The organism is Edwardsiella ictaluri ATCC 33202, assembly GCF_000264785.1.
Lineage (GTDB): Bacteria > Pseudomonadota > Gammaproteobacteria > Enterobacterales > Enterobacteriaceae > Edwardsiella > Edwardsiella ictaluri.
Window position 1 is genome coordinate 1 of the sequence record NZ_AFJI01000056.1, and the last position, 18,831, is coordinate 18,831.

The following is an 18,831-nucleotide window of genomic DNA, read 5'->3' on the forward strand; positions in this document are numbered from 1 at the left end:
CCTATTTAGGGGCGTAGTTCAATTGGTAGAGCACCGGTCTCCAAAACCGGGTGTTGGGGGTTCGAGTCCCTCCGCCCCTGCCAGATAAAAAGCCTTCTGTGAAAACAGAAGGCTTTTTTGTTTTTCCTCTAACGACGTTTTCGTACGACGTTATTTCATCGCGTCAATACCGGTGCCCTCAGGCACCCGGCATCAAAAAACGGCGCAGATCATGTACCATGGGGTGGATCTCATTTACACGGTCGCTGTTGCGCAGCCAGATGGCATAGATCGGCCTTATGAGCGTTTCTGGGTGGGTTAGCCGCTGTAAGTCACTGGCAGCCCAAGAGATGGGTAAAAACGCGCTGGCGTGCACCTGACGCAGAATACGCTCGGCTATCAGCAGTGAGCTACTCTCCAGCAGGGGAGCGCCACTCTCGATCAGCGTCGAGGGCTGCGGACTGAAGTCTGCCCCCCAGTCGAGGCGGATGAATGGGCGTGCCGATGCACTTTGGCCAGCGGTATAGAGCCCCAGCGTAAATTCACCGACCCGTTCGCTCATAAATTCATCGGCTTTGGGGATTTCGGTTGCGATAAGCAGATCCAGATGGCGCTCGTGTAGCTGGCGGATATGGATATGGCGCTGACCGGTGCGGGCCTCTAGCATTTGCGCGGGGTTATTGCCGTAGAGTCGGGCAAGCCAGTCGGTCAGCATAGACTCCCATAGCAATGCTGGAGCTCCCAGTGAAAGCGCCTTATGCTGACGGGCGCTGATCATCTCCTGCTTGGCCAGTAGCCAGGTATTCATTAGATTTTCTGCATAGGGCACTAATGTCTGCCCGGCCGGCGTAAGTTGAATATTATTGCGGTGGCGAGTGAATAGCTCGGTACCTACTTGATTTTCCAACTGGCGGATGCGAAAACTGACAGCGGACTGTGTCAGGTACAGTGATTCGGCCGCTTTACCAAAGTGGCGGGTACGGCTGACTTCCAGAAAGGTTTTGAGTAATTCGGTATCCACGGCGTATCCATAAAAATTTTAATCATGATGATTTAAATGTTTTGTTTTACAGCTTGTCAAGGCTAACTAATACTCCGCGCCATAAATAGCACGGCCATAGAGAATTAGGAGCGTGTCAGATGGCGGAAAGCTTCCACACTACTCATCGTTTCTTTGATACCAAGCATTATCCGCGCGGCTTTTCGCGTCATGGTGACTTTACGATCAAAGAGGCTCAGTTACTTGAGCATTTTGGGTATGCGTTTAATGAATTGGATCTCGGTACCCGCGAGGCGCAGACAGACGAAGAAGCACTGTTTGTTGCCGTATGCCGCGGTGAGCGCCAGCCGGCGACGGAGGCGGAGAAGGTATGGGCGAAGTATGTCACCCGTATCCGTCGTCCCAAGCGCTTCCATACTCTCTCCGGCGGTAAGCCGCAGATGGAAGGAGCTGAAGACTACACCGAGTCAGATGATTAATAAAAAAGCGGGGCGAATGTTTGCCCCGCTTTTTATGTCTGCCATCCCAGCCAGAAGCGCCAGCGCGCCTGAAGCCATTTAATTGGCGCAGTGCTCTCAACCCCTTCAGCCACGATCTGCCATGCCTGAGAGACATGAACCGGCGTGGGGGCGTGCTGTACCCGGCACTGCCTGATGCCGCCAAACGCAGGACGTTTGAGCGGGGGATGCGCTGGCTTGGCAAACGGCGCCGGATCGGGGCGCGCGGCCTCGTTGAGTAAGGTGCTGGGCCTGACCAGGGTGATATCCGGCGGCAGGGTGTGCAGCATCTGCTGCAGAACGCGTACCGTTGCCGGATGTGGGTGACCGATGGCGATGGCGGAGCCATTGCGCCGCGCGAGGGTTATCGCGCGATTGAGCTGCGTCCGGATGGCGCTCTCGCTCTGAGTGTCATCCAGAAAGACTTTGCGCTTGATAACCCTGATACCTGTCCCCTGGGCGGCATTGCTGACTTGGCTATGGCTAATGGTCATGCTATCGAGAAAGTAGAGAAAATGGTACTGCTCCAGCGCCCGCATAACTTTTTGCATACCGGTTAGACTGGAGGTCATGGCGCTGCCCATATGGTTGTTCATGCCGACGGCGTAAGGCACGTTACCTACCGCTTGGCGGATAATTCTCTGAATTTCCGCTTCGCTCATGGTCGGTTGCAGAGTATCGCGCTCCAGCGGCTGTTTACTGAGAGGGGCCATTGGTAGGTGGATCAGGATCTCGCGCCCCTGTGCGTGGGCGCGCTGCGCCATCTCACGCGCATGGGGAGCATTGGGTAAGACGGCGATGGTGACAGGTAGCGGCATTTCCAGCACCTTGTTTTCTTCGCGGGGGCGATACCCGAAGTCATCAATGACAATGGCGAGCTTTCCAGCCTGTGCCGGTGCTGTCAGTGCGCTGCAAAGGAGCGCCAGTGAACTAAGACGGATCAGTGAGCGCAAGGCTTATTCCTTCTCTCTGTACCAGCATAATGGCGAAGCGATGGACGCCAGCGTTAGCGCCCCAACCACGGCCGTGGATTCACCGCCTGTCCCTGACGGCGAATTTCGAAGTACAGGGCCGACTGCCCCTGACCACCGCTGTCACCGACCAGCGCAATCGGCTGCCCGGCTTTGACCTGTGCGCCGACGTTAACCAATGCGCTCTGGTTATAGCCATACAGACTCATATCGCCTTTGCCGTGTTCAATGACCACCACCAGCCCATACCCTTGGAGCCAGTCTGCCAGCAGCACGCGGCCGTCGGCGATGGCGTGGACTTCGCTGCCCTCCGGTGCGGCAATGACCATGCCTTTCCAGCGCAGTTCACCCTGCAACGGCTCACCAAAGCCATGGATAGTGCGTCCCCGTACCGGCCAGCTCGCCTGGCCTGCCGGGCGTCCCAGGCCGCCGGTTCTGGCCAGCAGCGCCCGCTCGTTTTCGCTGGGTTTATAGGTGGTGCCTTTTTTCTTGGCCTGGGCTTCTTTCGCTTTCATTTCGGCCCGAACGCGGGCGGCTTCACGCGCTTCGCGTTCGGCGCGGGCGCGGGCCTCTCGTTCGGCGCGGGCTATCTTGTCGCGCAGGCGGGTTTCATTTTGGCGTAGCTCACCGAGCTGCTGCTGATCCTTGGCCAGAGAACTCTCTAGTGCCATCAGCGTTTTTTGACGGTTGGCGCGCGCCTGTTGCAGCAGCTGCTGAGCCTGTTGCTGAGTGGCCAGAACCTCTTTTTGCTTGCTCTTGGCACCTTCCAGCTCACGCTTTTGCTGGCTGAGATCGGTACGGGTCTCCTGCAGCGAGGTGATATTCTGCTGGCGGGCGATGTTCAGATAGCCGAAATAGGACAGCAGTCGTTCGCTGCGCTGGTTCTCTTCACCGTTGAGCAGAACCTGCATCCCGGTATGGCGGCCGAGACGAAACGCCATATCCAGCTGCTGTGCTAACAGTTTACTCTGGCCATTCTCTTTACTTTGCAGTTTTCGGATAGAAGTGCTGAGTTCAGTCACCCGCTGCTCTAGCAGGGTGAGTTCAGACTGGGTATCGTGCAGCGATCTTCCGGCCTGAGCTATTTGTTTTTCTTGGGCTTTTAACTGTTCTTGCAGGGATGCACGCTGCTGCTGCTGCTGTTTAACGCTTTTCTCTTTTTCAGCGATGTCCTGCTGGATAGACTGCAGCTGTTGTTTGTTGTTGTCTGCGCTAAATGCGGCGCAGGGGAAAAGGCTGATGCCGACGAACAGTGCGCTGGCACAGAAGATGGGCAGCAGGGGTGAGGCGACGCGGAACGCGTGCGCCGCCGGAGCGGCGCACGGGGTATTCCCGACGGATGGCGCTGAGCCTGCGCTGGGTATGTAAAACAGATATTTTCCCCTCATGGGGATCGATTATTTCACGATAAACAGCGGCTTGCCAGTCATCTCTTGCGGGACCTCCATCCCCATCAGGGTCAGCATGGTCGGGGCGATATCGGACAGTTTCCCACCTTCGACAGCGCTGGCTTGCTTGCCGATGTAGATCAGCGGTACTGGCAGGTTGGTGTGTGCCGTATACGGCTGACCACTTTCCTGATCGCGCATCAGCTCCGCGTTGCCGTGGTCGGCGGTGATCAGCAACTGCCCGTCAGCTTTCTGAACGGCGTCAACGACCTGACCAATACAGATGTCGAGTGCCTCGACGGCTTTGATCGCTGCATCGTAAACGCCGGTGTGGCCAACCATGTCGCCGTTCGGATAGTTACAGATGATGGTGTCATACTTGCCGCTGCTGATGGCGGATACCAGCTTTTCAGTCAGCTCGGCCGAACTCATCTCCGGCTGTAGATCGTAGGTAGCGACTTTCGGTGAGTTGATCAGGATACGATCTTCACCGTTGAACGGATCTTCTACGCCGCCGTTGTAGAAGAAGGTGACGTGGGCGTATTTTTCGGTTTCGGAGATACGCAGCTGAGTTTTATGATGCTTCATCAGCCATTCACCTAAGGTATTGCTCAGCGAGGCCGGCGGGTAGGCACATTCGGTCTTGATGTCGGCAGCATACTCGGTCAGCATAATAAAGCTACCCAGCCTAACGGTTTTGCGGCGCGCGAAGCCGTCGAAGTCAGCGTTAACGAAGGCGCGGGTGATCTGGCGCGCGCGGTCAGCGCGGAAGTTCATGAAGATCAGCGCGTCGCCGTCCTGCATCGCAGCGTCGGCCTGGTCCGAGGTGCGGATTACGGTCGGCTTAACAAACTCATCATTTTCACCGCGGGCATAGGCAGCCTGCAGCCCATCGATGGCGTTATCGGCGTGGAATTCACCCTTGGCGTCGGTCAACAGATCGTAGGCCAGCTCGACGCGATCCCAACGGTTGTCGCGATCCATGGCGTAGTAACGGCCGATTAGCGAGGCAATGCGCCCTTTGCCGAGCTCGGTGAAATGGTCATTGAATCGTTTCAGTGTTGATTCCGCACTACGCGGCGGGGTGTCGCGACCATCGAGGAAAGCGTGCAGATAGATGGCCTCTGCACCGCGCTGGGCTGCCAGATCAACCATCGCCAGGATATGGTCTTCGTGGCTGTGTACGCCGCCAGGGGACATCAGGCCCATGATGTGTACAGCCTTACCGGCGGCAACGGCATCATCTACGGCGCGGGTCAGCGCGGCATTGCTGTAAAAGTCGCCCTCTTTGATCTCTTTATCCAGACGGGTCAGATCCTGGTATACGATGCGCCCGGCGCCCAGGTTGACGTGACCGACTTCGGAGTTGCCCATCTGACCGTCCGGAAGGCCGACATCCAGACCGGATGCGGAGATCAGCGTATGCGGATATTCAGCCCATAGGCGGTTCATCACCGGACGCTTAGCGTTGAGAATTGCGTTATCCTGCTGATCTTCACGGTAACCATAGCCGTCAAGGATCACCAGAACCATCGGTTTTTTGGCGTTCGACATTGCAACAACCTCATATGTTGATAAGTTCAAGAATGAATAGCCGTGCATACGCGGTGTGGACTATGCCCGCGCTGTCCAGTTGGCGCGAGCGGCAGGCGCTGTGCGGAAAGAGGCGGGACACAACCCAATATACACGGCTATTCCGTCGTGAATTAGCGTAATTTTACTACAATCCATAGCGGATTGGCTGCAGAAAGATCAAGGGAAGCCCTTTTGTGTCCCGTCCCGTCGCGGGTGAGGCGATGGCCGGGGTAAATTTTCGTGTCAGGCCGCAGTTTCAGCGTCCGGCGCTCGGTAATCGGCTGTATTTGGAGCGAGGCAAAGGTATACTCTGATCCCTTGATTTAGCCCTTAACCGATCGGGAGTAGTAACCCCCCATGCAAATGCAAGAGATTATGCAATTCGTCACTGCCCACCCCGTGCTGAGCGTGGCGTGGATTGTGCTGTTTGTGGCGGTTGTCGTCATGACCCTTAAAAGCCGTTTCTCTAAAGTGAAAGAGGTGAGTCGCGGCCAGGCGACCCATCTGATCAATAAAGAAGACGCCGTTGTCGTCGATACCCGGACGCGTGAAGAGTACCGCAAAGGGCATATCGCCAACGCCGTAAACCTGACGCCGAGCGAGCTGAAAAGCGGTAGCCTCGGTGAGCTGGATAAGCATAAGTCACAGCCGGTGATCGTCGTATGCGCTAACGGTATGACCTCCCGTCAGTCCGGCGAACATCTGGTTAACGCCGGGTTTGCTCAGGTATATTCTCTAAAAGACGGCATCGTCGGCTGGCAGGGTGATAATCTGCCCTTAGCCCGCGGTAAATAAGCGGATATTGACTGAGGAGCCATCATGGCTCATGTTGAAATTTATACCAAAGCGACCTGCCCATTTTGCCTGCGCGCCAAGGCGCTGCTGACGGCCAAGGGGGCTGGGTTTGATGAGAACGCTATCGATGCAAACCCGGAAAAGCGCGAGGAGATGATCGCGCGCAGCGGCCGTACTACCGTACCGCAGATTTTTATCGACGGGCGTCATATTGGTGGCTGTGATGACCTGCACGCGCTGGATGCCCGCGGTGAACTTGACCCGCTGCTGTAAACCGGCATTGATGTTTGATAGGGATTACCCCATTACCTAAAGATTAGGAACCAACCATGTCTGAACAAAATAACACTGAAATGTCCTTCCAGATCCAGCGTATCTATACGAAGGATATCTCCTTTGAAGCGCCGAACGCACCGGCCGTTTTCCAGAAAGAGTGGCAGCCGGAGGTTAAACTGGATTTGGATACGGCATCTAACCAGCTGGCTGACGGGGTGTTTGAAGTGGTTCTGCGCGTGACGGTAACCGCGACCATGGGTGAAGAAACGGCGTTTCTGTGTGAAGTCCAGCAGGCGGGTATCTTTACCATCGCTGGCATCGACGGTACTCAGATGGCTCACTGCCTGGGCGCCTACTGCCCGAATATTCTGTTCCCGTACGCCCGCGAATGCATCACCAACCTGGTTGCCCGCGGTACCTTCCCGCAGCTGAACCTGGCACCGGTTAACTTTGACGCGCTGTTCATGAGCTATCTGCAGCAGCAGGCCGGCGAAGAGCCGACTCAGGAAGCGTAATGACAACGCCTGTCGCTTCCATGGCCGTTATCGGTGCCGGCTCTTACGGCACCGCATTGGCCATTACGCTGGCCCGTAACGGGCACCCGGTGGTGCTGTGGGGGCACGATCCAGCGCATATCGCTGCGCTGGAGGCCGCGCGCTGCAATCAGGCCTTTTTGCCGGATGTCCGTTTTCCTGACACGCTGTCGCTGGAGTCGGATTTATCCCGTACATTGTCGGCCAGCCGCGATGTCCTCGTGGTCGTGCCGAGCCACGTGTTTGGTGACGTATTGCGTCAGCTCCGCCCCCACCTGCGGCCAGATGCACGGTTGGTGTGGGCAACCAAGGGACTGGAGGCGGAAACCGGGCGTTTATTGCAGGATGTAGCGTGTGAAGCGCTGGGGCCGGATATTCCGCTGGCAGTGATCTCTGGGCCGACCTTTGCCAAAGAGCTAGCGGCGGGGCTGCCGACGGCGATCGCCGTGGCCTCTCAGGATGCGGCGTTTGCCGAGGTGCTACAGCAGCTACTGCACTGCGGCAAGAGTTTTCGAGTCTATCGCAACCCGGACTTCATCGGTGTACAGCTGGGCGGTGCGGTCAAAAACGTTATCGCTATCGGCGCTGGTATGTCGGACGGCATCGGCTTTGGTGCTAATGCCCGTACTGCCCTGATCACCCGAGGTCTTGCAGAAATGAGTCGGCTAGGGGTTGCCCTTGGTGCCGATCCTGCGACCTTTATGGGCATGGCCGGTCTTGGCGATCTGGTGCTGACCTGTACTGATAATCAGTCGCGCAACCGCCGCTTTGGCATTATGCTGGGGCAGGGGATGGGCGTTGATGAGGCTCAGGTGCAGATAGGCCAGGTGGTCGAGGGTTACCGTAATACCAAAGAGGTGATGTCACTGGCACAGCGCTATGGCGTGGAGATGCCGATCACTGAGCAGATCTACCAGGTGCTGTATTGTCATAAAGACGTTCGTGAGGCGGCGCTCTCGTTGTTGGGGCGCGCCAGTAGGGACGAAAACGCCCGGTGATGTATTGGTGGGTATTTGCCGGGCCGGCGGATACCCACTCTTTCTCCTCAGGGTGTGAGTCTCTCGGGATAATCATCACTCTCCCCTTGACCGGGCGCAGCCGCGTCTGATTAATTACATCACTTATCGTCAGATTTTCTCCACTCTCTTTACCCTGGCTGGGTGACTCCCCCGGCAGCGCGGCTATTTCGGCGGCGATAGGCCTGTGCGTCTGACGTGACGGAGGGAGTGCAGAGGAGCTGTTATTCGCATCGGCCGCCGCCTACTACGATGATGGGAGCAACATCATGTCGACAGAAGAATTGGAAATCATCTGGCAAAATATTAAAACAGAGGCTCGGGGACTGGCTGAGTGCGAGCCGATGCTGGCCAGTTTTTTCCATGCCACCTTGCTGAAGCATGAAAACCTGTCTGGTGCCCTGAGCTATATTTTGGCTAATAAATTAGCAGATCCGATTATGCCGGCCATCGCGATCCGTGAAGTGGCCGAAGAGGCCTATCGCGCCGATCCCAGCATGGTGGAGTATGCCGCGCGCGATATCTTGGCGGTTCGCCAGCGCGATCCGGCGGTAGATAAGTATTCGACGCCGCTGCTGTACCTTAAAGGGTTTCATGCGCTGCAGGCCTACCGTATCGGACATTGGCTATGGCGTCAGGAGCGGCGAGCTCTGGCTATTTATCTGCAGAATCAGATCTCGGTGGCCTTTGGCGTCGATATTCATCCGGCGGCGCGCATTGGCTGCGGGATCATGCTCGATCATGCCACCGGAATTGTTATCGGTGAAACGGCGGTCGTGGAGAATGATGTCTCGATCCTGCAGTCAGTGACGCTGGGCGGTACCGGGAAAGAGTGCGGCGATCGCCATCCTAAGATCCGCGAAGGGGTGATGATCGGTGCGGGCGCTAAAATTCTGGGTAATATTGAGGTGGGATGCGGTGCCAAGATCGGCGCAGGGTCCGTTGTGCTGCACCCGGTACCCGACCATACGACGGTGGCAGGCGTTCCGGCGCGGATCGTCGGCCGTCCGGAGAGCGATAAGCCATCCATGGATATGGATCAGCGCTTTAACGGCAGCAGCCATGACTTTGCGGGCGGCAGTGGTATTTAACCGATGTCGATTGCACCCTGATCACGCCCGCGGGGGACGTCCATGACGTCCCCCGCGCGTTATTGACGCCGCAGGGCGCCGGGATAGCCCAGCTGGCGCCACGCCTCATACACGACGACGGAAACTGCGTTAGACAGGTTCATGCTGCGGCTACTGGCCAGCATGGGGATGCGGATTTTCTGCGCCGTCGGCAGGCTGTCCAGGATTGTGGACGGCAGGCCGCGGGTCTCCGGGCCAAACAGCAGGTAGTCGCCGTCGCGATAGGTCACATCGCTGTGGGCCGGGGTTCCCTTGGTCGTCAGAGCAAACAGCCGCGTCGGTTTTTCACCGCTGAGGAAGGACGAATAGTCATGGTGACGGCGAATGCTGGCAAATTCATGATAGTCCAGCCCGGCACGGCGCAGGCGCTTATCGTCCCAGATAAAGCCCAGAGGCTCGATCAGGTGCAGGTGAAAGCCGGTATTGGCACACAGTCGGATAATGTTACCGGTATTGGGTGGAATTTCAGGTTCGAAGAGTACGATATTCAGCATTTGCGCCCCCAGATGTCAGGGGGCGCAGTATAGCGCAGCGCGTCAGGCTTTTCCCGCGCTGCTGCGCGTGGAGAGCGGTAACCACAGCGTCAGGCGCAGGCCGCCCAGTGGGCTGTCTTCAGCCCGCACCCAGCCGTGGTGCTGTTCCACCACCGTAGAGACTATCGCCAGCCCCAGGCCGGTGCCGCCAGACTCGCGATCACGTGCCTCATCGGTACGGTAGAACGGGCGGAAGATCTGTTCTCGATCTTGGGGGGCAACGCCCGGACCGTCATCGTCCACGTGGATGGTGATCCCCTGCCCATCGCAGCTGAAATGAATAGCGATATGGTGGTTGGAGTAGCGCAGGGCGTTGCGCACGATATTTTCGAACGCACTGTCCAGCGCCGAGTGGCTGCCAAATAGCGGCCATGGGCCGGGGGGGGCGGTTACCTCCAGCTTTTTGCCGCGCTGTTCGGCTTCGAAGCCGGCGTTATCCAATACATCAGACCACAGCTCATCCGCCCGTAGGGGCTCCCGCTCCAGCTCGGTTTTGTGCTGGTTACGCGATAGCGCCAGCAGATCGTTGATCATGCTGTCCAGCCGCAGAGCTTCAGTTTCAATACGCGTCAGCTCGCTATACTCGCCGTGGCGCCGACGCATCAGGGCCGTGGCCAGCTGTAGCCGGGTCAACGGTGTACGAAGCTCGTGAGAGATATCGGAGATCAGACGCTGCTGTGCCTTTACCATCCCCTCAAGGGCATTGACCATCTGGTTGAAGCTGACTCCGGTGGCTAAAAACTCCTGGGGCCCCGACTCCAGCTCAGGGTGCTGACGCAGGTTCCCGCTGGCGACTTCATCCGCCGCCATTTTCAGTTTACGCGCCGGGCTGGCTAGGCTCCACGCCAGCCACAGCAGCAACGGTGAACTGATCAACATGGTGACGAGCAGCAGCAGTAGCGGGCGATCGAACAGCAGGTTTACAAAGTCAGACTGCGGGCTGTTAGCGGGCCGGATCAGATACAGCTGGTAGTTGTCCTCGCCGTCGCGGATCGGAAAGGGGCCCAGGATCTCCAGGCGCCCATACTTTTTCTTCTTTGGGTGATCGGCATTGTCGGATTGGCCGATAAAGTTACGCACGATCTGCATTTCGTTGCGCTGCGCTCCGATCACCCGTCCTTCACTGGTCACCAGCAGCAGGCGCTGCCCCGGCGGCGACCATTTATCGATGGCGCGGAACAGGCGACGCCACCACAGTAGATCGTTAGGAGGATCGACGGCCAGCTCGGCTTCTACGTGCTGCTCCAGCATGACGCCCTGGCGACGTTCACTGTCCAGCAGACTGGTTATCTGACGTGAGTCAAGCTTGGGCAGCATCAGTACCACCATCAGTACCAGCGCCAGCGTCAGCCAAAAAATGGCAAAAATACGCGCCGTCAGGCTATTGATCATGAAACGGATACCATCAGATAGCCGCGCCCGCGCAGCGTTTTAAACCACGGCTGGCCATCCTGGCGCTCCGGCAGTTTGCGGCGGAGGTTAGAGATATGCATGTCGATGGCGCGATCGAAGGGGGTCAGACGTTTACCCAAGACCTCCTGGCTAAGATGTTCGCGCGATACAACCTGCCCCAGATGCTGTGCCAGCAGGTACAGCAGAGTAAATTCGGTGCCGGTGAGTTCCAGGGGCTGGCCGTCAAAGCTGGCCTCTTGGCGGCCGGGATTCAGCTGCAGGCGATCGACCTGTAGGATCGGCGCACCGCTATCGCTGTTTTGCTGTTGTTCATTCCAGTTAGAGCGGCGCAGGATAGCCCGAATACGGGCAACCAGCTCGCGATCATTGAAGGGTTTTGGCAGGTAGTCGTCTGCCCCTAGCTCCAGCCCCAGTACCCTGTCGAGCTCGCTGCCGCGGGCAGTGAGCATAATGACCGGCGTCTGGTGGTGTTGACGCAGCTCTTTGAGAGTGTCGATACCGTTTTTCTTCGGCATCATGACATCCAGCAGCAGCAGATCGATGCTGGCGTCCAGTATTGCCAATGCCTGCTCACCATCGTGAGCGACGATAACTTCAAATCCTTCAAGATCAAGAAGCTCTTGCAGAAGCGATGTCAGTTCGCGATCGTCATCAACCAGTAATATCTTATTCATTGGGTGTTACCTCCTGACGCAAAATACGATATCAAATGCCGCTAATCCATGACTTTACTTAGTTTTACATCCCCTGACGCATGTTTTCAGCTGTGTGGGTAGACTGCATACATCGATTCAATAAGCGGGCCGGTACATAGGAGTGAGAGATGCATAAGACTGCAACCCTGACCTTGGCCGCTTTGCTTATGATGACCTCTTTCGGCGTATATGCTGATGAAGGTGAGCCGGTATGCAGCTGGTATCAGGGTAATGACATGATGCAACAGAGTATGGATCATAACTATATGTTTGATGGTGTGAACCTTACTGAGCATCAGCGTCAGCAGATGCGGGATTTAATGCAGACTACGCGCCACGGTTTTGCAGGCGTAAAGCTGCATGATATCGAAGCCATGCATCGCCTGGTGACAGCAGAACAGTTTGATGAGATTGCGGTGAAAACCTTGGCTGAGAAGATGGCACAGGAGAGCGTGATCCGCCAAGTCGAGATGGCTCGGATCCGCAATATGGTGTTTAACCTCCTCACATCGGATCAGAAGGCCCAGTTAAACGCACGCTATCAGCAGAAAATTGCCGGTTGGCAGCAGCAGATAGCGTACATGCAGAATTCTTCTGCCCAGAAGTAGTGTACGACCGAGTAGCACCCTGTTTTTCCTTGCCATAGACACCATCCCTGTCTTCCCCGCCATGATGGCGGGGCTTTTTTTTGTTCGTAATTCGCTATACTGGGCGGCTGATTAAGCAACCTTTAGGTGAACTATGCATCAGCAATATGCACGATTGGTGAAGGTGGCCGCGCTTAGCGCGACGGTGATAGCCTCTATCTTGCTGATTTTGAAGATTTTAGCTTGGTGGCATACCGGATCAGTCAGCCTGCTGGCGTCGCTGGTGGACTCGTTGGTCGATATCGCGGCCTCATTGACCAATCTGCTGGTGATCCGTTACGCCCTGCAGCCGGCGGATAAGGATCATACCTTTGGCCACGGCAAGGCCGAGTCGTTGGCCGCGCTGGCGCAGAGTATGTTCATCTGTGGTTCAGCGCTGTTCCTGTTCCTGACCGGTTTCCAGCACCTGCTCAAGCCGGAGCCGATGAACGATCCCGGTGCCGGGATGTGGGTTACGGCGTTTGCGCTGGTGTGTACCCTGGCGCTGGTGACCTTTCAACGCTGGGTGGTACGCAGGACCCAGAGTCAAGCGGTGCGTGCCGACATGCTGCATTACCAGTCCGACGTGCTGATGAACGGGGCCATTCTGATCTCTCTGGGATTGAGCTGGTACGGCGTGGCCAGAGCTGACGCGCTGTTCGCTCTGGGGATTGGGGCCTATATCCTCTACAGTGCCCTGCGCATGGGGTACGATGCGGTGCAGTCCCTGCTCGATCGGGCCCTGAGCTCCGAGGAGCGGCATCAGATCATCCGCATTGTCCGCGAGCACCGCGGTGTCTTGGGTGTACACGATCTGCGTACCCGCCAGTCCGGCCCAACCCGTTTTATTCAGTTACATCTAGAGATGGACGATACGCTGCCATTGGTAGATGCTCATGCTATTGCCGACGGCGTTGAGCACGATCTTCTGCAGCACTTTCCCGCTGCGGATGTGATTATTCATCAGGATCCGACCTCGGTGGTTCCCGCTGAACAAAAAGGGCTGTGGGAGAGCTAAAAAATACCAGTTTGTGAGCCGGATTACAGCGCAGCTATTTTTTTCGCGTAGTAAAATATTTACCATGTAGTGGGCTGACCTGAATCAATTCAGCTTGATTACTTTGCTATAATATTACACAGTAATTAAATTGAGTGTTCATTTTATGGACCAGCAGGCGGATCCCTCGGCCAGCGGCGTTGACTGTGGGCAAGCGTGGGTGTCACGTCGACCGTCGCCGTTTCCGACGGCCGGGGCTTGGGTTGTACGCGCCAAGCCATTCCTAAGAAATAGTATCCACAAGCTCAGAGGTAGTCATGATCAAAAAAATCGGTGTTTTGACCAGTGGCGGTGATGCGCCGGGCATGAACGCAGCCATCCGCGGCGTTGTGCGTGCGGCCCTGTCCAAAGGGTTAGATGTTTACGGCATTCATGATGGCTACCTCGGTCTGTATGAAGGACGCATTGAGCAACTGGATCGCCATAGTGTTTCCGACGTGATCAACCGCGGCGGCACTTTCCTGGGCTCAGCCCGTTTCCCGGAGTTTCGCGACGAGAAAGTTCGTGAAAAGGCCGTAGAGAATATGCGTGAGTTTGGCCTGGATGCGCTGGTGGTGATCGGCGGCGACGGTTCTTATCTGGGCGCCAAGCGCCTGACCGAGATGGGATTCCCCTGCATTGGCCTACCGGGGACTATCGATAACGATGTGGCCGGCACCGATTACACTATCGGGTATTTTACGGCGCTGGAAACCGTTGTGGAGGCCATTGATCGTCTGCGTGATACCTCCTCTTCACACCAGCGTATCTCCATCGTTGAGGTGATGGGGCGCTACTGCGGCGATCTGACGCTGGCGGCGGCGATTGCCGGTGGCTGCGAATATATCGTGCTGCCGGAGGTGGAGTTCAAGCGCGAAGATCTGGTCGAAGAGATTAAGGTCGGTATCACTAAAGGCAAGAAACACGCTATCGTTGCTATCACCGAGCATATCTGTGACGTGGATGAGCTGGCCAAGTTTATCGAACAGGAGACCGGCCGTGAGACTCGTTCGACCGTTCTGGGACATATCCAGCGCGGTGGTGCGCCGGTGGCCTATGACCGTATTCTGGCGTCCCGTATGGGAGCCTACTCCATCGAGCTGCTGCTGCAGGGATACGGCGGTCGCTGCGTGGGGATCCAGAACGAAAAGCTGGTACATCACGACATCATCGATGCGGTTGAAAATATGAAGCGTCCATTTAAGGGCGATTGGCTGGATACTGCCAAGATGCTGTTCTAATGGCGCTTGTGCTACCGTAACTATCAGAATATAAAGAAAGTCTGATAGATAAGGACATCAAGGGAAAAGTTGGCTTCAGGATATTTTAGCAGAGGCTAATTGGCGGAAGATCACAGGAGTCGAACCTGCCCGGGACCGCTGGCGGCCCCAACCGGATTTGAAATCCGGCCGCCCCACCGGGGACGATGATCTTCCAATTGATGCGGCGGGAGTATACCCCACAACCGGGGGCCGGGCGCAAGGAGAAATCCCTGCCCGGCGCCCCGGGCGTACATTATTCTAAAGCAGACGCGCCAGACGGTTCAGATCGGACTGAATCGCACCGGCGGTAACATCGCGCCCCGCGCCTGGGCCGCGGATCACCAGCGGGTTATCGCGATACCAGCGGCTTTCAATCGCGAACACGTTGTCGCACGGCAACAGTGACGCCAATGGGTGCTCCGGGCGTACGGCCTCAACGCCAACACGTGCCTTACCGTTGGCATCAAAGCGCGCCACGTAGCGCAGCACCAGCCCCATCTCATTGGCCGCCGCCAGACGCTGCAGCATCTGCTCGTCCAGCGCTTCGCTGTTCTCAAAAAAGTGATCGATAGAGCCCTGCTCGCCGCCGGCCGGCACCAGGGACTCGACCCGGACCTGGGCAGGCTCAATGTCATATCCCGCCTCACGCGCCAGGATCACCAGCTTGCGCATCACGTCCTGGCCGGAAAGGTCCACCCGCGGGTCGGGCTCCGTCAGCCCCTGCTGCCAGGCCTGGTCCACCAGCGCGCTGAAGGGAATCGAGCCGTCAAACTGCAGAAACAGCCAGGAGAGGGTGCCGGAGAAAATGCCGCTGATGGACAGAATCGTATCGCCACTGTCGCGCAGATCGCGCACGGTATAGTTAACCGGCAGCCCGGCGCCCACGGTCGCGTTATACAGCCAGTGACGTCCGGTTTTCTCAAAAGCATCACGGATCTGGCGGTATTCGTGGCCGCCGGCGGCCCCGGCCAGCTTGTTGGCGCTGACCATATGAAAGCCATAGCTGGCAAAATCGCGGTACTGCTGGGCCAGCGAGGGACTGGCTGTCACATCGAGCACCACCAAATCATCATAGGGGTGAGCTCGCATCCACAGGAACAGCGACTCCTCATCCAGCACCTGCGCTTCATCGTCGAAGAAGGCCAGCGCTCGGCTGGCGTCCAGCCCATCATAGTTCAGCAGGCTGCGATTGCTGTCGACCACCCCGGTCAGAATAAACTCGAAACCACTGCTCGCCGACAGGTTACCCTGTTCACGCGCGAACAACTCCAGCCAGCGGGAACCGATATTACCCTTACCAAACAGAACCAGGCCGACGCGTTTTTCTGCCCGAAACAGCGAGTTGTGTAGCCCCTGCACCAGCGCCTCCGTCGGGCCGCAGCGTAACACCGCCACCAGGCTGATGCTCTCTTCCGACTGCCAGATAAACTCGACAGGCTGATCCTTAAGCTGCTGATAAAAACGATGAGCATGCAGTGGATTACGGCATACGCCGGCGCCGACCATCGCCACCAGCGCCAAACCTTCGCGTAGCTGTAGCAGACCCGGGATCGCCGACTCCTCCAGCAGCTTAAATACACTGCCGACCACTTCTGCTGTGTAGCACAACTGAATCAATCCACGATCGCGATGGATCCCACTGGCCAGCGGACGCAGCTGGCTGCGCGTCAGAATACGCTCTACCTCTTGGTGTATATGACTGAACTCATGGCCAGTGGTAACGTGCAGCTCAATCAGGCAGACATCGTCATGGCTGGTGACAATCTTGGCGCCGTTACCGCTGGCCAGCACCCGCTCAATGCGGGTTGACCCCTGCTGCGGCTGATAGCTGCAGCGCAGCTGCAGATCGATATCGCTGGCGGACACCGGCTGCAGCGTGCGGGCATGCAGCACCGGTGCAGCCAGGCGAGCCAGCTCGCTGGCCTCATCCAGACGCAGCAGCGGCAGTAGACAGGCATCTTTCACCTTACGCGGATCGGCACTGTAAACCCCGGCGACATCGCTCCAGATAGTCACGCGCCGCACGCCGGCCAGAGCACCGATCTGTGTCGCTGAATAGTCAGAGCCGTTACGGCCAAGCAATACCGTTTCACCCGCACCGCTGCGACTGATAAAGCCGGTTACCACCAGACGTTTATTCGGATGCTGGGCCAGCAGCTGCTGCAGCAGTGGATAGGAGCGCCTTTCATCCACCTGTGGCTGGGCTGCGTGCTCGGCGCACAGGAAATCCCGTGCATCCAGCCATGTCGCCTCCAGGCCCTGGCTCTGAAGCACCGCCGCCATCAGCCGGGCGGACCAAACCTCACCATGGCCCACCACCTCGGCATAGGCCGCCTCATCCATCTCACCATCCAGCAGCGCAGCCAGACGTTCAAGATCCCGAATAAAGTGCGTCTGCAGCGGCTCCGCCATCTCCGGCGGCAGCAAGCCGACAATCAGCTCGCTCTGGTAACGGCGCAGGGCTTGCTGTACCTGATGGGCAGAGATGCGATCGCTCTGGCTGAGCTTGAGCCAGCTGATCAGCTGATTAGTGGTGCTGCCCGCCGCCGACACGACCATCATGTCGCCGGGGCGGCTGTATTCCGCCATGATCCCCGCGACGCGCAAATAACACTTTACGTCTGCCAGGCTACTGCCGCCGAACTTATGCAGTTGGCGATCTGCCTGCTGCTGCCCCGTTACCGCTTGTGCACTCATCGCTTACCTCGTTGCTGCTGCCTGAAATGCCTGTTCCAGATCAGCGATTAAATCATCACCGTCCTCAATACCCACGGAAATACGCAGCAGGCTGTCGCTAATGCCTGCTGCCCTGCGCGCTTCCGGTGCCATGCCGGCGTGGGTCATGGTGGCGGCATGGGAGATCAGGCTCTCCACCCCCCCCAGAGACTCTGCCAGTGTAAACAGTTGCAGGGATTTTAGGAAACGCCGTAGATGGGACTCATCTCCCTCTAGCTCAAAACTGAGCATGGCGCCAAAGCCCCGCTGCTGGCGGGCGGCAATGGCATGGCCGGGGTGCGTGGGCAGCGACGGATGATACAGCCGCGCGACCTGCGGCTGCGTCCGCAGCCAGTCGAGGATGCGCAGCGCATTGACCTGCTGCTGCGCGATACGCGGCGCCAGCGTGCGCAGCCCCCGCAGCAGCAGATAGCAGTCAAAAGGTGCGCCGGTCACCCCGATATTATTTCCCCACCAGGCCAGCTCCTGCGCCATCGCCGCCGTTTTGGCGATCACCGCCCCGGCCACCACGTCGGAGTGGCCGTTCAGGTACTTGGTACAGGAGTGCAGCACCAGATCGGCGCCCAGTGCCAGCGGCTGCTGCAGTGCCGGACTGAGGAACGTATTATCTACCGCCGTCAGGGCACCCATCCGCTGCGCGGCGGCGCAGATCGCGGCGATATCCACTACCCGCAGCAGCGGATTGCTCGGCGTCTCAATCAGCACCAGCTTTGGGCGCAGCGCCAGCGCCTGGGCCAGCGCCTGCGCATCGCCCTGATCGACAAATACCACCCGGAAAGCGCCCCGGCGCGCCAAGCTATCGAACAGGCGATAGCTGCCGCCATAGCAGTCGTGCGGCGCCAGCAGCAGATCGCCGGGGGAGAGCAGCGCCGTACACATCAGATGAATGGCACCCATCCCGCTGGCGGTCACCACCGCACCGGCGCCCCCCTCCAGCTCCGCCAGCGCCCGCTCGGCCACGTCTCGTGTGGGATTCCCGCGCCGGGTATAGTCATGCGTGCGTGGCTGATTAAAATCGGTAAAGTTGTAGGTGGTGGAAAGATGGATTGGGGGAACCACGCTGCCATACTGTTCATCGTCGTTCAGCCCACAGCGTACTGCCTGAGTTGCCGGTTGATAGCGCACCTGATTGCCCTCCCTGAAATGGTGCCAACAATGGATAGAGCGTAACCGCTGCAAAAATGGACGTCAATACATCCAGCCATCTAAAAGTCTTTGCGTGTAGATTGAGGTAGATGGGATTAGCCGCTAAAATTGCCATAGTCTGTTTGTGGTTATCGCTTCCCCAGATACCGGCGCGACAAACGTGAGCATCCATGCTGATCACGCCATTGTGTTAGGGATACGGGGTACAATCAGGCATAATAGCC

The 18,831-nt window shown here is 57.7% G+C and carries 18 protein-coding genes and 2 tRNA genes; 10 read left to right on the forward strand and 10 right to left on the reverse strand.

What is annotated here, in order from left to right:
* Positions 1 to 7 precede the first annotated feature (7 nt).
* Positions 8 to 83, forward strand: a tRNA-Trp gene (locus tag EIEH_RS08045).
* A gap of 95 nt (positions 84 to 178) precedes the next feature.
* Here the strand turns inward: EIEH_RS08045 and hdfR are convergent.
* Positions 179 to 1,000, reverse strand: a complete 822-nt coding sequence (gene hdfR, locus EIEH_RS08050; RefSeq protein WP_015872980.1) for an HTH-type transcriptional regulator HdfR — start codon at positions 998 to 1,000, stop codon at positions 179 to 181.
* A 119-nt stretch (positions 1,001 to 1,119) separates the two neighbouring features.
* Between hdfR and EIEH_RS08055 the strand changes: the two genes are divergently transcribed.
* Entirely contained in the window at positions 1,120 to 1,458 is a 339-nt protein-coding gene (locus tag EIEH_RS08055; protein ID WP_015872979.1) for a MaoP family protein, read from the forward strand.
* 32 nt (positions 1,459 to 1,490) lie between these two features.
* On the opposite strand, the gene EIEH_RS08060 is transcribed toward EIEH_RS08055, so the two are convergent.
* From EIEH_RS08060 to gpmM, 3 genes are read right to left on the reverse strand one after another with little or no spacing between them, the layout of a single operon-like run.
* On the reverse strand, positions 1,491 to 2,429 hold the full coding sequence (locus EIEH_RS08060) for a divergent polysaccharide deacetylase family protein (RefSeq protein WP_015872978.1): 939 nt from the start codon (positions 2,427 to 2,429) through the stop codon (positions 1,491 to 1,493).
* Positions 2,430 to 2,482: 53 nt separating this feature from the next.
* The gene (gene envC, locus EIEH_RS08065; RefSeq protein WP_015872977.1) at positions 2,483 to 3,835 is read right to left on the reverse strand and encodes a murein hydrolase activator EnvC; all 1,353 of its coding nucleotides are present in this window, start codon (positions 3,833 to 3,835) and stop codon (positions 2,483 to 2,485) included.
* Positions 3,836 to 3,844: 9 nt separating this feature from the next.
* Positions 3,845 to 5,389, reverse strand: coding sequence for a 2,3-bisphosphoglycerate-independent phosphoglycerate mutase (gpmM, locus tag EIEH_RS08070; RefSeq protein WP_015872976.1), 1,545 nt, complete (start codon positions 5,387 to 5,389; stop codon positions 3,845 to 3,847).
* A 384-nt stretch (positions 5,390 to 5,773) separates the two neighbouring features.
* Between gpmM and EIEH_RS08075 the strand changes: the two genes are divergently transcribed.
* The 5 genes from EIEH_RS08075 (at position 5,774) to cysE (ending at position 9,121) form a co-directional block, all read left to right on the forward strand.
* Positions 5,774 to 6,205 (forward strand): rhodanese-like domain-containing protein, encoded by a 432-nt coding sequence (locus EIEH_RS08075; RefSeq protein WP_035609247.1) that lies wholly within the window; start codon positions 5,774 to 5,776, stop codon positions 6,203 to 6,205.
* Positions 6,206 to 6,229: 24 nt separating this feature from the next.
* Entirely contained in the window at positions 6,230 to 6,478 is a 249-nt protein-coding gene (gene grxC, locus EIEH_RS08080) for a glutaredoxin 3 (protein ID WP_015872974.1), read from the forward strand.
* Positions 6,479 to 6,534: 56 nt separating this feature from the next.
* Positions 6,535 to 6,996 (forward strand): protein-export chaperone SecB, encoded by a 462-nt coding sequence (gene secB, locus EIEH_RS08085; protein WP_015872973.1) that lies wholly within the window; start codon positions 6,535 to 6,537, stop codon positions 6,994 to 6,996.
* Positions 6,996 to 8,012 (forward strand): NAD(P)H-dependent glycerol-3-phosphate dehydrogenase, encoded by a 1,017-nt coding sequence (gene gpsA, locus EIEH_RS08090; RefSeq protein WP_015872972.1) that lies wholly within the window; start codon positions 6,996 to 6,998, stop codon positions 8,010 to 8,012. The genes secB and gpsA overlap by 1 nt, the downstream gene beginning before the upstream one ends.
* Before the next feature lie 287 nt (positions 8,013 to 8,299).
* Positions 8,300 to 9,121, forward strand: coding sequence for a serine O-acetyltransferase (gene cysE / locus EIEH_RS08095; protein ID WP_015872971.1), 822 nt, complete (start codon positions 8,300 to 8,302; stop codon positions 9,119 to 9,121).
* Between the two features lie 59 nt (positions 9,122 to 9,180).
* On the opposite strand, the gene trmL is transcribed toward cysE, so the two are convergent.
* From trmL to cpxR, 3 genes are read right to left on the reverse strand one after another with little or no spacing between them, the layout of a single operon-like run.
* Entirely contained in the window at positions 9,181 to 9,654 is a 474-nt protein-coding gene (gene trmL / locus EIEH_RS08100; RefSeq protein WP_015872970.1) for a tRNA (uridine(34)/cytosine(34)/5-carboxymethylaminomethyluridine(34)-2'-O)-methyltransferase TrmL, read from the reverse strand.
* Positions 9,655 to 9,696: 42 nt separating this feature from the next.
* Positions 9,697 to 11,085 carry an envelope stress sensor histidine kinase CpxA gene (gene cpxA, locus EIEH_RS08105; RefSeq protein WP_015872969.1) on the reverse strand — a complete coding sequence of 463 codons (1,389 nt, stop codon included), beginning with the start codon at positions 11,083 to 11,085 and terminating at the stop codon, positions 9,697 to 9,699.
* Positions 11,082 to 11,780 carry an envelope stress response regulator transcription factor CpxR gene (cpxR, locus tag EIEH_RS08110; protein ID WP_015872968.1) on the reverse strand — a complete coding sequence of 233 codons (699 nt, stop codon included), beginning with the start codon at positions 11,778 to 11,780 and terminating at the stop codon, positions 11,082 to 11,084. The genes cpxA and cpxR overlap by 4 nt, the downstream gene beginning before the upstream one ends.
* A gap of 149 nt (positions 11,781 to 11,929) precedes the next feature.
* Between cpxR and cpxP the strand changes: the two genes are divergently transcribed.
* The 3 genes from cpxP (at position 11,930) to pfkA (ending at position 14,704) form a co-directional block, all read left to right on the forward strand.
* Positions 11,930 to 12,409, forward strand: coding sequence for a cell-envelope stress modulator CpxP (cpxP, locus tag EIEH_RS08115; RefSeq protein WP_015872967.1), 480 nt, complete (start codon positions 11,930 to 11,932; stop codon positions 12,407 to 12,409).
* Between the two features lie 133 nt (positions 12,410 to 12,542).
* The gene (fieF, locus tag EIEH_RS08120; RefSeq protein ID WP_015872966.1) at positions 12,543 to 13,445 is read left to right on the forward strand and encodes a CDF family cation-efflux transporter FieF; all 903 of its coding nucleotides are present in this window, start codon (positions 12,543 to 12,545) and stop codon (positions 13,443 to 13,445) included.
* Between the two features lie 296 nt (positions 13,446 to 13,741).
* Positions 13,742 to 14,704: a 6-phosphofructokinase gene (pfkA, locus tag EIEH_RS08125; RefSeq protein WP_015872965.1), complete on the forward strand. Its 963-nt coding sequence runs from the start codon at positions 13,742 to 13,744 to the stop codon at positions 14,702 to 14,704.
* A gap of 100 nt (positions 14,705 to 14,804) precedes the next feature.
* On the opposite strand, the gene EIEH_RS08130 is transcribed toward pfkA, so the two are convergent.
* The 3 genes from EIEH_RS08130 to metB form a co-directional block, all read right to left on the reverse strand.
* Positions 14,805 to 14,899 (reverse strand) — tRNA-Sec (locus EIEH_RS08130).
* Between the two features lie 84 nt (positions 14,900 to 14,983).
* Positions 14,984 to 17,422 carry a bifunctional aspartate kinase/homoserine dehydrogenase II gene (locus EIEH_RS08135; RefSeq protein WP_015872964.1) on the reverse strand — a complete coding sequence of 813 codons (2,439 nt, stop codon included), beginning with the start codon at positions 17,420 to 17,422 and terminating at the stop codon, positions 14,984 to 14,986.
* A gap of 3 nt (positions 17,423 to 17,425) precedes the next feature.
* Complete coding sequence (metB, locus tag EIEH_RS08140) at positions 17,426 to 18,586, reverse strand: cystathionine gamma-synthase (RefSeq protein ID WP_015872963.1); 1,161 nt, start codon at positions 18,584 to 18,586, stop codon at positions 17,426 to 17,428.
* Between the last annotated feature and the right edge of the window lie 245 nt (positions 18,587 to 18,831).